At 40.3% G+C, this 12,952-nt stretch carries 8 protein-coding genes; 6 read left to right on the top strand and 2 right to left on the bottom strand.

What is annotated here, in order from left to right:
- Positions 1-554: FISUMP domain-containing protein (locus D0T49_RS06615; protein ID WP_304623083.1), on the top strand; the 554-nt coding region annotated here is incomplete at its 5' end.
- A 223-nt stretch (positions 555-777) separates the two neighbouring features.
- On the opposite strand, the gene D0T49_RS06610 is transcribed toward D0T49_RS06615, so the two are convergent.
- Together D0T49_RS06610 and D0T49_RS06605 are read right to left on the bottom strand one after the other, a co-directional pair.
- A complete protein-coding gene (locus D0T49_RS06610) occupies positions 778-2,274 on the bottom strand; it encodes a hypothetical protein (RefSeq protein WP_163629812.1) in 1,497 nt (498 codons plus the stop codon).
- An 18-nt stretch (positions 2,275-2,292) separates the two neighbouring features.
- Complete coding sequence (locus D0T49_RS06605; RefSeq protein ID WP_163629811.1) at positions 2,293-3,723, bottom strand: hypothetical protein; 1,431 nt, start codon at positions 3,721-3,723, stop codon at positions 2,293-2,295.
- 560 nt (positions 3,724-4,283) lie between these two features.
- Here D0T49_RS06605 and D0T49_RS06600 point away from each other — a divergent pair.
- The 5 genes from D0T49_RS06600 (at position 4,284) to D0T49_RS06580 (ending at position 12,923) form a co-directional block, all read left to right on the top strand.
- Positions 4,284-7,730 carry a glycoside hydrolase family 2 TIM barrel-domain containing protein gene (locus D0T49_RS06600; RefSeq protein WP_163629810.1) on the top strand — a complete coding sequence of 1,149 codons (3,447 nt, stop codon included), beginning with the start codon at positions 4,284-4,286 and terminating at the stop codon, positions 7,728-7,730.
- 155 nt (positions 7,731-7,885) lie between these two features.
- Positions 7,886-8,188, top strand: coding sequence for a hypothetical protein (locus D0T49_RS06595; RefSeq protein ID WP_163629809.1), 303 nt, complete (start codon positions 7,886-7,888; stop codon positions 8,186-8,188).
- Between the two features lie 63 nt (positions 8,189-8,251).
- On the top strand, positions 8,252-10,609 hold the full coding sequence (locus D0T49_RS06590) for a M60 family metallopeptidase (protein WP_163629808.1): 2,358 nt from the start codon (positions 8,252-8,254) through the stop codon (positions 10,607-10,609).
- Positions 10,610-10,787: 178 nt separating this feature from the next.
- Positions 10,788-11,333: a DUF4488 domain-containing protein gene (locus tag D0T49_RS06585; RefSeq protein ID WP_163629807.1), complete on the top strand. Its 546-nt coding sequence runs from the start codon at positions 10,788-10,790 to the stop codon at positions 11,331-11,333.
- A gap of 42 nt (positions 11,334-11,375) precedes the next feature.
- A complete protein-coding gene (locus tag D0T49_RS06580) occupies positions 11,376-12,923 on the top strand; it encodes a DUF4874 domain-containing protein (RefSeq protein ID WP_163629806.1) in 1,548 nt (515 codons plus the stop codon).
- Positions 12,924-12,952: the final 29 nt, after the last annotated feature.

The raw sequence follows: 12,952 nt of genomic DNA, 5'->3' as shown, positions 1-12,952 counted from the left end.
CTGACGGTCACGAGAAGCGTACCAGTGCTGCAACCACTACATTGTCTACTAACAATGATGCTACACTTCCTGCCGATATTTCCGGTTCCTTTATTAAAGCTCCTTCTTATCCTTACAACTGGATTGATGTAACAAAAGTTCCTACTGCTGACCTTAACTGGCGTAACCAAAAAAATGGTACTTACGACCCATGTCCTGCCGGTTGGCGCGTTCCTGCTCAGGGCGAATGGAGTGATATCTTTCGTGGCGGTTCAGCTCCCGGTGCTAAAGCTACTGCTGTAGCTAACACTTGGTCTTGGTATTCTACAGGTGGAACAAACGGTTACGAGATTAAACCCGACGGCGAGACTACTACATTATTTTTGCCCGCCGCCGGCTACCGCAGCCACGGTACTGGCGAGCTCTATAACGTAGGTTCTAACGGCCACTACTGGAGTGGTAGCGTTTACAGTTATACCTCGCTCAACCTGCACTTCAATGGTAGTAGCGTGTACCCTGCGTACCTGAACCACCGTGCGAGCGGCTTAAGTGTACGGTGTATCTCAGAATTATAATGTTTGGATATGTTTAAGGGTGTTCAAAAAGTTCCGATTTAATAAAAAATACCCTCGCTACAATATGCTGTAACGAGGGTGTTTTGTCGTTTTTTTGACTTTTTTTTGACATTCAGTCCCCTGTATTATTTAAAGCGCATCTTTTCTTGTATTATCACCCCAAAAAATTACACTATGCCTGAAAGCGGTATTCAGTAGTCCTGCCTTCCCATACTCTAATGCTTTATAACTGTATTGGTTTTACTTCTACAACGCCAATTCCTTCGCGCAGTAGTACCATGAAAACTCGTCCGGTAGGATAATATCCGGCTATGTATTCTTTAAACGAAGTTCCATCAGTATGCGTGTGTGTGTAAATAGCTTCGCTATGATTGTGACCGGCAAAAAATTGCGGGTTTTTAGTGGCGCGAATCATTTCTTTTGTTTTTTCGCGGCGTTTTGCAGCAGTATTCCATTTACCGCGTGCATGTTTGCTTAATGAATATCCGCCGCCATTCTCGTTGAGCCACCATTTGTCGGCGCAATTGAGAGGGTAGTGTTGTACCCACACAGCAGCATCGTTTTTCCATTCCGAGTTTATTTTGTTGGTTAGCGGAATAATGATGTTATCGTCGGGAGAATAAAACTCTCTGCTTTCCCAAAATGCAATAGGATTTGGAACGTAATAAGGTGGCTGAAACCAATAATTTTGTCCCATGTAAAAACGTACGTTTTTAAATTTGAAAACAAAAGGATATACCTCGTCATGTCCCGAATAAAATACGTGTACATCGCTTACACCTAAATTCTTGCTTCGTTCGATGTATGTATTCACTACATTCCATGTGCGCTCGTTGCTTTGCCAGCCGGTATATGTGTAACCCTCGTCGTTGCCGTCATTGCCCCAATACTCCGGATCCCAGTCGTGGTTGCCATAAATGGTAATCATCGGAATACCGGCATCAGTAACTTGTTTGAACACATTGTCGAAAGTAGACAATTGTCCGCCCCTGTCGCTATCCATATCGCCTGCCATAATGAAAAGCGAAGTCTTTGGTTTGATAAAACTGTAGTCGGAATAACTGTACGAGTAATTGTGAAGATTGATAATTTTTTTTGTATATTCTTGTAGCGCACTCACACTGTTGTTGCGCATATCAATTTCAGAATCGGCACCTACAATCATCGTAAAAAAGTTGTCTAAATAAAAAGTGTACTGGTATGTTACGGTTTCTCCATTTTCGGAAGTAACCTTGAAATTAATTTTTGCGCCATCGGAAATGGTTACCTTCGAAGGATCGGGCGAAATACTTGCTCCTTCGGGGATAGTTGCGCTTAGTTTAGCTGTCGATAAATTGGTTTTCTTATCTAAAAGGAACAGTTTTTTTGTAACCGAGAAACTGCTTGTTGGCGCAATAGTTCCATTCAACCGCATTTCCAGCCAATTTTCAGTGTTGGTTCTGCGCGAAAGTGCAAAATCCGGAATTCTGCCGGCCGGATAATCGCCATACTTCAATATTGTTACGTTTTTAATGTCCAGATTCGCCAAATTCGGGCAATTGTCTCTTAGAAAGAAAAAATCACGTGCATCCATAAATCCGGATACTTTCAGTGTGATAATCTGTTCGCTATTCTTTACGCTTTCGCTTAGTTTACCGGCTTCGATTGTTACACTCTGTGCCTTTTGTGCCACTATAGCCTGTGTGCATATCAGTAAAACAAGAAGTATATATTGCTTCATGTGTTTCATGGTTTTTATTTATTTGGTTATGAAAATTTTTTGGCTTTTGTTATATTGATTCACAATATAGAACCCGGTTGGGAGCACAATATCCAGCGTGCCGTCTTGAGTGGACGAAAAATATTGTTGCGTTCCTGATACGGAGAAAATTCGGATTTCGCTTCCGGGCATAAGTCCTGAAATAATCAGACGATTTCCTAAAACGCTGATTATCCATCCTTGTGTCTCTACCTCGTTGATACTCGATGTGGATTTCCATTTAAAGGCATCCCACTCGGCTATGTCGCGCCATTTTGAAACAATGTCGTTGTCTTGGTTTTCAATCTCGATATTGATGTCTTGCGGCGAGTAAAATGCGTTTTTGCCGTATACGGGAGGGGTGCAATAAGAAAAGGTCAGATTTCCCAATACAGTGCAGGCTGCAAAAGCATTTTTGCCAATGTGTGTACACTTGGGTAAATTCAGTTTTATTATTTTGGAACAGCCTGTGTAATCTATAAATACATCGTTTGTATTTTGAAAATCGTCTGTTTTAGCCATTTCATCTATGTTTACAAACTGCAATGTGTTGCTATTGTCGCCAGAAAGCCATTCGCCCAACTGACGTTCAAATCCTGCTTTTTCCCATTGATTCATACACTTTTCGGTACCGGTACGCTGCAATTCAAAAGCTGTGGGGTAATTTTTGTTTGTGGTTGAGCGGACTTGAAATAATGTGCTGCCTGTGGAACTTGTTTTATAAAATCCATCAGAATATATTATTTTGTTTCCCAGTTTGCTTTCGATGATATAATTATCGCCCGAATAGCTTACTTTCCACAGTTGTGAATCGTGTTTGCGAGGTATTTTGGTTTTCAGATTCTCGCCGTCTCCCATATCTTGGAGTACTGCGTCGCCTTTTTTGAATTGGATGTAATACCAGACGTGGTTTGTACCGCTGCTAATTTCAGGAAATAATTCGCGGGATGGGTCTTCGGGTATAAAAATCAGAGGGTTGTTGCCATCGCCGGCAGTCCATTGACCTAATTCTGCATCCACTCCGGCACCGCCGTATTGGTTCATACACTGTGTTTGTCCCACGCGTTTCAACTCCCAAGCCGGTGCAAAACTTGTGTTTGTTGTAGAAACCAGAGCAAACTTGACCGACGAACCGGTGCTTGCCTGAAAACGGTTGGACGAATAGTTCATCGTTCGTCCTTGCTTGCTCACAAGTACATAATTGTCATGCGTGCCGGTAAGTTTCCAAAGTTGCGAGGCTTGTCCGTCAACTTTTTTCTTGGTAAGTAAGTTGGTATTGTTTCCCATATCCTGTATTACGGCGCCGCCCTTGCAAAACTGAATATAATACCAAAACTCATTGGTGCTGCTACTCAGTTTGGGTTTTGTCTGGGCATTTAGCCATGCTGCCGATAGAAACAGGAACAACAATGGTAAAATGTGTTTTTTCATGGTGCTTTTAAATTGGTTTCAACTTGTAAAGTTAATAGTTGTTTTTCGGTAAGTAATATTTATTTATAAATATTACTTACTTAAGGATACATTTTTTTAAGAAAACGTTTAAGAAGCCAATGTGCTGTTTTTCAATTTAATTTGAAATTCGGAACAGTTTGGTAAAGTTAAGTTTTTTTTTGATACAAAACATTATAGCCATTCGGAGCTGTTAGGAGAAAAACACAACAATGTCTATCTTCATGTTTTGCTCTGTTGCTCTGCAGTTTTCTGTTTCGAACGATAAAGAAACTGTATCTTTGTGTCTCATCTATCTGAGATATAGCGATAAACAGGCTTGAGCCTTCGGTTGGTTTTTTTGAAACGCCGTAATAAAATGCTCAAACACCGTAAGAAAATCATTGGATGAAGGAGAAATCTTTAAACAGAATCCATCTTTTTGGTATCCTTGAAATAGCGAAGAAAACTTATGTAGAAGCCTGTTTTAGCTTTTGTATGGGTCTTTGTGCTTGCTGTTGAATTTAATCATTTGTAAAACTATATAATAAATTAAAAATTCCATGGAAAATAAACTTAAGAGTGTTTTTTCATTGTTGCTGTTTTTAGTCGTTTTCTCTAACGCTACAGCAAATGAAGCACTACCTTATTGGCAAGATGTGCAGGTTGTAGACGTGAATAAACAAGCTCCTCGTACAACTTTTATGAGTTATACTAATCAATCGGCAGCTTTGCAGGCACTTGAAACGCCATCTTTCGATTATACAAAAAGCCCGTATTATTATCTGTTGAACGGTACGTGGAAATTTTATTTCGTTGATGGATATAAATCGCTCCCTTCGAACATAACCGACCCAAATGTAAATACAGATAGCTGGCATGATATTAAAGTGCCCGGAAACTGGGAATTGCAAGGCTTTGGTGAGGCTTATTATGTAAACCAGCCTTACGAGTTTTCCCCTGCTAAGCCGGTACCTCCGGTTTTGCCTGAGGAAAATCCTGTTGGGGTTTACCGCCGCGATATTGAAATTCCGTCCGACTGGTTGGAACGCGATATTTTTCTTCATTTGGCCGGAGCTAAATCCGGAGTTTATGTTTACATCAATGGTCAGGAAGTTGGGTATAGCGAAGACTCAAAAGACCCGGCTGAGTTTCTTATCAATCCTTATGTGAAGGCAGGTAAAAACGTTCTGACGTTGAAGATATTCCGTTGGAGCACAGGTTCGTGGCTCGAATGTCAGGACTTTATGCGCATGAGCGGTATCGAGCGTGATGTTTTCATTTGGTCGCAGCCTAAAGCCGCTATTCAGGATTTCAGGGTTATTTCAAATTTGGACGACACTTACAAAAATGGTGTTTTCCAGTTGGCAATGGATGTGAAAAATACATCTGCGGCAGCTAAAAACCTTACAGTGAAATATGAATTGAGAGACGCGAAAGGAGGAGTAGTAACTTCGGGAACTGAAACTGTAGCAGTGAAAGCTGATGATAAATCGACAGCTACATTTAATTATACTATAAATAATGTGGCAACATGGACTTCGGAATCGCCTAATTTATACACCTTGTTGATGAGTGTAGAGGATGGGGGTAATGTAACCGAAGTTGTGCCTTTCAGAGTAGGATTCAGACGGATTGAAATAAAAAGGTCTGAATATGTAGCTCCCGAAGATGGCTATAAGAGAAAATTGAACCTGTTGTATGTAAACGGGCAACCAATAAAACTGAAAGGTACTAACATTCACGAAACTGTAGAAGATGGACATTACCTGACTACAGAGCAGCATCAGCGTAATTTTGAATTGATGAGACTTAATAATATCAATTCGGTGCGCTTAAGCCATTATCCGCAAGACCGTAAATTCTACGAAATGTGTGATGTATTCGGGCTTTATGTGTATGACGAGGCTAATGTGGAATCTCACGGAATGTATTATACAACATTCTTTGATATGCGCGAAGGAACGGTAGGACATGAAAACGGTGGTCGCGGTACATTAGGAAACAATCCCGATTATCTGAAAAGCCACATGTCGCGTTTCACAGCTATGTTTGAGCGCAATAAGAATTACCCTTCGGTTACGATATGGTCGTTGGGAAATGAAGCGGGCAACGGTTGCAACTTTGCAGTGGGTTATCTTTATGTGAAAGAGGCCGACCATCTCTTGATGAAGCGTCCGGTTTGTTACGAACGTTCGTTGTGGGAGTGGAATACCGATATGTATGTGCCACAATATCCGAGTGCAGCGCGCCTTGAGGATTTAGGAAAAAAAGGAGGCGACCGCCCTATTCCTATCGTACCATCTGAATATTCGCACGCAATGGGTAACTCAAGCGGTAACTTGTGGGACCAATGGGAAGCTATTTATAAATACCCCAACCTGCAAGGAGGATATATATGGGAATGGATTGACCATGCTGTAAAATATTCTAAAGACGGTAAGGTAATATGGGCTTATGGCGGCGATTTTGGAAAAGACCAGCCATCGGATGGTAACTTTGTGGCAGATGGTATTGTTAACCCTGACCAAAATCCGCATCCTGCTATGGCAGAGGTAAAATATGCGCATCAAAATGTAGCTTTCGAAGCTGTGGATTTAGGTAGTGGCGAAGTGAAGGTAACTAACCGTTTTTACTTCACTAACTTGTCGGAATATGCAGTTAAATATAAGATTTTTGAGAATGATAAACTTGTAAAGCAAGGAAATCTGAATTTGAATATAGAGCCACAAAAAAGTGAACTTGTTTCGATTCCGGTAACGGATTTGTCGGCAAAACCGGGTGTTGAGTATTTCTTGAATTTCGAAGTATCTACTAAGAAAGTTGCACCTCTTGTACCACAGGGTCATGTGGTAGCTTACGAGCAATTTGTGTTGCCTGTAACAGCAACTAAAAAAACGTATGTGGATGGAAAAGCTCCCGAACTGTCGATAAAAGAGTCGGACAGTACTATTTCTGTTTCATCGTCGAAAGTGAATTTCGTGTTCGATAAGGCAAAAGGTGTGGTAACTTCGTACAAAGTGGATGGATTTGAATACTTTACCGAAGAATTTGGTATTCAGCCAAACTTCTGGCGTGGCCCTACCGATAACGACTATGGCAACGGAGCTCCAAAACGCTTACAGATATGGAAAGAGTCGAGCAAAGACTTTAATGTAGCTAAGGCTACTGCCGCAATGAAAGGTAAAAACGCTGTTGTTACACTCAATTATCAGTTGGCAGCAGGCAATTTCTATATTGTTACTTATAAAATATACCCAAGTGGTATAGTAAATGCTGCAATCAGATTTACATCGGCTACAGATGCGAAAGAACAATATGCTGAACTTTCGGCCGAAGCGAAAGAGTTTACAGTAGAAGGCTCGCGCGGTGTGGGTATGCAGGAGAGAAGAAAAGAAACGGCTAAACTTGAAGTGCCACGTATTGGTGTGCGTTTCCGTCTGCCTGTTTCGTTGAACAACGTTCAGTACTTAGGCCGTGGACCGGAAGAAAACTATGTGGACAGAAATAAAGGTACATTAGTTGGGTTGTATAAATCAACCGCCGATGATTTGTATTATCCTTATGTACGTCCGCAAGAAAACGGCCACCATACCGATACCCGTTGGGTAGCTCTGGGCGATAAAAAAGGAAAAGGCTTACTTGTGTTAGCCGATAATACGATAGGATTTAACGCTTTGCGCAACTCGGTGGAAGATTTTGACTGCGAGAACTCTGATGCAGAATATCAATGGCGCAATTTCTCACAAAAAGAAATTGAAAACCGCAATTACGATAAGGCTAAAAACAGCATGCGTAAGCAAACGCATGAGGCCGATATCGTAGCACGCGATTATGTAGAAGTGTGTGTGGATATGAAGCAATATGGCGTTGCAGGCTATAATAGCTGGGGCGCAAAAGCTCTGCCACAATACAGCATCTTTGCAAATCAGGAGTACAACTGGGGATTCACATTGATTCCGGTAAGCAGTGCTTCGGACATAGCTAAGAAAGTAGGGTTTAAGTATTAATAAAAAACCCGGTTTTACAGAGTGACACCGAAGTCACTCTGTAAACCAAATAAATATATATCCAAGAGACAAAAGAATTTAGCCGTACACAAAGGAAAAATGATTAAAAAAGCCTTTTGGCTTGATTCTTGATTTTTGCCACTAATTGCAAACACATGAAAAAGTGTCCTAATTGCGGGGCTGAAGTTGAGCCGGGTTTTCAGCTTTGCTGGAACTGCAATTACAGTTTTACTGAAAATAAGGTTTTAGATATAAAAGATTCGCTGGACGGAGACCGGGAGTTGGATTGCCTCCGTTGTAATGTACCGATGATTTTTTCCGGTAACTATAAGTTTCACGAAGGTGCGCGGAGTGGAGTTTTGGGTGCTATCGGAGAAATGTTTGTAAATAGAGAGTCGTTTGATTTATACACTTGTCCGAAGTGTGGAAAAGTGGAGTTTTTCGCTCCATTGCAATGAATTCGGAGAGTTGGGCTGCAAAAAAGAAAGTTATTTACGATATTATATAAAAAACTAATACCAATGATAAATAAAAAGTTTAATGTCATTTTTTTACTGATTGCTATTTTTAGCCTTTCTGTTTTTTCACAGAGGTTGACTTTTCCTGTCGATTTTAAAGTTACTCCCAAAAGTGCTTCGGCAAGTTCAGCAGAGAAAAAGCATGATTTGAAAAAATCGTTCGACGGAAAAGAGAATACTTATTATCTGTCGGGACAATCATCGTTGCCTGTAACTTTGACTTATAATTTTTCGGGTACTGAAAAAATTGATTATATCCAATATATAGCTCCTTCGCTTCAGGATAATGCCGGAAAAATAACTGAATTAGAACTTTGGTATACCCTGCAAGATGGTAACAGGACAAAGTTTAATGATTTGAAACTGAACGAAACGGCTGATTTTTCGCGAATAACATTTCCTGTTTCCCTCCAAAAAGTATCTAAGATTGAGTTTATCATTAAGTCGGCAACGAATAACACTGTTGGAGTTGCCGAGATGGAATTTTACAAGGCAAATCCAGAAAAAATAACCCCATCAAGCGGATATGCAAGCAATTATCAGAGAGGAGAAGGTATTGAAAATTCATTTGATAACGATATTAATACGATTTATCATTCAAGTTGGAGCAATACAAAGTTTCCTGTCACTTTGCGTTATAATTTCGATAATACCGACCAGATTGATTACCTTGTATGCAACCCACGGCAAGATGCTACTAACGGGCTTATTAAAGAGTTTGAAGTTTGGTACACTACTAAAACACAGAAAAGGACAAAGTTAGGCGATTTTGATTTTAAAGGAAGCAGTTCGCCCGGACGCATTACTTTTCCTGAGCCATTGGTTAATCCTGTTAGCATCGAGTTTGTTGTAAAATCAGGTGTTGGCGATAATACTATCGGATTCGTAAGTTGTGCCGAAATGGAGTTTTTCAGAAACTATCCGGCTAACTCATTCGACTTGAGTACTGTTTTTGCCGATAAGTTGTGTTCTGCACTTAAAACCGGAATTACAGAGAAAGACATTCGAAAAATCCCTAACCTTTCTATCCGAAAGCTGGCTCTTGATATGTTGAAAGGTAACTACAGCTCTGAGTTCCGGATTGCAAGCTATAAACCGTACCAGCATCCGGATATTATGGCAAAGGCAAATAAGACAAATCCTTATAGCCTGCGCGATAATCCTACAGGAATTTCGGTGAAGCAGGGAGAAGAACTCGTAGTATTTGCCGATAATCTGAACGGTCAGAGCATCTCAATTTTGGTGCAAAATCTGGATAAGGGCTTTGGCGGAAAATCGTATGGTTTGGTGGATGGTGTGAATATCTTTACGGTAGATGATGACGGTTTGGCTTATCTTACTTATCTTACCGAAACAGGAACCGAACAGCCTGTGAATATACATATTGCTTCGGGCTCGGTAAATGGCTATTTCGATAGTAGGAAACACTCGGCTCAGGACTGGAAACGACTGATAGATAATGCTACAGATAAGTATTTTGATGTTTTAGGAAAATCGTCGCACCTTACGTTTAATACTGAGGATTTCAGAAAATATACTACTGACGGCTTGGCGCTTATCAATGCTTACGACCGTATGGTCGAAATGGAGCAGGATTTTATGGGGCTTAATAAGTATAACAAGCAGTTTAAAAACAGAATGTATTTCCACACCGTATATGGTAATGCTTATATGTATGCTACATCGTACCGTACGGCATATCATCAGGGTACGTTGAAAGAGTTATGCAATGTCGACCGCTTCACCACCACTGCTATATGGGGGCCTGCCCACGAGGTAGGGCATTGTAACCAAACCCGTCCGGGGCTTAAATGGCAGGGGATGACAGAGGTTACTAACAATATCTACTCCCTGTATATTCAAACGTCTTTTGGTAACCCCTCGCGCCTGATGGGCGAGAAAATGCGTGATTATGGAAACCGATACAATAAGGCATTGCAAACAATAGTGGAAAAAGGTATTCCGCACAATCAGGCTGACGATGTGTTTTGTAAGCTTGTACCTTTCTGGCAGTTGAAATTGTATGTGCACGACGTGCTGGGCAATGACGATTTTTATAAAGATATTCATGAAAAGGTACGTGTAACTCCCGACCCTAAAACTGAAGGTGAATGTCAGCTTCAGTTTGTGAAGTTTGCTTGCGAAGCATCTAATCTGGATTTAACTGATTTTTTCAAAAAATGGGGTTTCCTTACTCCTGTCAATACTGTAATTGATGATTACAGCCGCCGGCAATTTGAGGTTACTCAGGCACAGATTGACGCATTGCTGAAAGAAATAAAAGCAATGAAATTGCCGAAGCCCAAGCATGCCAATATACATGAGATAAATGATAACAATGTAAAGGAATATAAACTGTAAAAATGGATTTCTAAAAAAAAGTTAGTTTTCTTGCTTGATGTTTATTTAGTTTAAAATAACGGGTATGTTGAAAAAGAATGACTAACTAAATGTTGTGTAGTTAACGAAATCATCTGTGGAATAAATTCCACAGATGATTAATTTTGAATTCTAAGGAGAAACACTTATTTTTAATAATATGAAAAACAAATCACTTATTTTTTTATTACTGTTCACGTTGCTATGCGCAAGCTGTTCTTCGGTGAAAAATGTAAGGAAAACCGATCCTAAACTTGTTGGCGTATGGCAAATGTGTGGTACTGTGTCCGAAAACATGGACCCCGTTGCTGTATTATCAGACAAACGGCTGCCGTTTTTTAAAGTGTTGAGTTCTGACGGTAATTTCAACAATCTTTTTATGTCTTTCAATCATTTTTATGTCATCCCCAACACCGATTTTGGAAAAGCTAATGTAATGAATCCCGAACGGGCATCGTCTATAACGGCGTATGGCACCTACCATGTTTCGGGAAAAGGCAGATATGTGGAATCTATTGCAAAATCGTATACAAACCCCATGCACAATGGTGTTGACAATGAGTTAACCTACGAATTTGTAGGTGATAATCTTATGATTATTTCGTATACATTAAACAAAAGTGCAACGGGGCAGGTAGTCAACCGGGTATTGAAAGAGCTTTGGATTAGGCTCGAGGGAGGAAATCCTAATGCGGGATTCATGTAATTAAAATCATGATTTATATAAATACAAAATAAATAATATATAATGAAAATAGAGAAAATTATTATTGTTGCATTAAGCGTGTTTATGCTTATGCCGTTAATGCAAGCGCAAAATTTGTTCTTGGCTTCGATGGGTTCGGAGGATATTGTGCATAAGACACCTCTTTGGAATCCTGATAGGGGGTTTCATCTGGAGTCTATCTATCAGGCTACCGATGAGGTTGGATATATCCCGAATCCCTATGGACGTGGAGCAGGTCAGGGGCAGGTTGGAAGTGAGAAATATCCTGATGGTTTCATGGATACCCGTAATGAAGACTTTCAGTCGGAAGGAGATGCCATTACCCTTACTCAGTTGTACATATATTTAACCTCGTTTTGGGATAAAGACATAAACCAAGCAGGTTTGGATAATATACAAACGCTGTTTAACGGTTTGCGTACACATAATGTAAAGGCTATATTGCGTTTTGCCTACAGTCGTGATAATGGTGCCATTGGCAATGGCCATTCGGGAGACAATCCTACTTTCGACCGCATTATGGGGCATTTGGAGCAGTTGAAACCTTTGATTCAGGCCAATTGGGATGTTGTATCTGTTGTCGAAGTAGGGCTGCTGGGTACATGGGGCGAATGGACTCCCCGGTTTTCGACAACTAATAATAATACAATAGCGAAAACCATGTTCAATATCATACCCGAAGGCTATGGTATGGTGGTGCGCTATATTGATATCCGTAATGATTTGAAATCAGTTTTATCTGCCGACCAGATGAACTACATCGGGTTTTGTAACGATTACTTTACTACAGGGCTAAAGAACTGCGGAAGTAGCGACTGGTGCATGTATAGTAGTGATTATAACCATGTGGCCGAGACTTCATTTACCTATCATATGCGTGGAGAGATACCTTACAACGAAGGTCCGCCGTGGGGTTTCGATATTTTTATGGATCCGCTTACGGTTTTGAAAGTGCTGAAAGACCATCATTATTCGTCGATGGATATTACTCAGAATTTCAAGGATAACATTACTTACTGGAAAACGGTAAAGGTACAACCCGAACTGTTGAAGAGGAATAATATATTTTTTGATGAGAATTATTTCAAGGAAAACGGAAAATTTGTAGTGCGTTCCTTCTATGAGTTTGTGCGCGACCATTTAGGTTACCGTTTAAATGTTGTAAATACTCCTACTTTCCAAAAAGATGGAAGTAAATTAAAATATAATATAGAAATAACCAATACGGGATTTGCTACAGTGCTCAATCCTAAACCGGTTTATCTTGTTCTGATTGATTCAAACAACCAGCTTGTGAAAGAGTTGCCGCTTAATGATGTTAAGCCTCGCGACTGGCAGCCTTGGGCTAAAGGCAAACCAGCCGATTTATTGGTTCATTCCCTTTCCGGTTCGGTCGAAGCTAATGTAGCTGCAGGAACATATAAGGTTGGTATCTGGATTCCGGATAGCTACGAATCGATAAAGAATAATCCTGCATATTGTGTCAAATTCGCAACGGATAACGGTAAGGTAAGCCATTGGAAAAATACAACCCGTATGGTAAATATTATTGGAAATATAACTTTTTGAAAAACACTATAAATTACCCAAAAAAACAA

Source organism: Paludibacter sp. 221 (assembly GCF_010501035.1).
Classification (GTDB): Bacteria; Bacteroidota; Bacteroidia; order Bacteroidales; family Paludibacteraceae; genus QVMH01.
The sequence above is the reverse complement of the archived record's forward strand: the minus strand, read 5'-3'. Positions and strand labels throughout refer to the sequence as shown.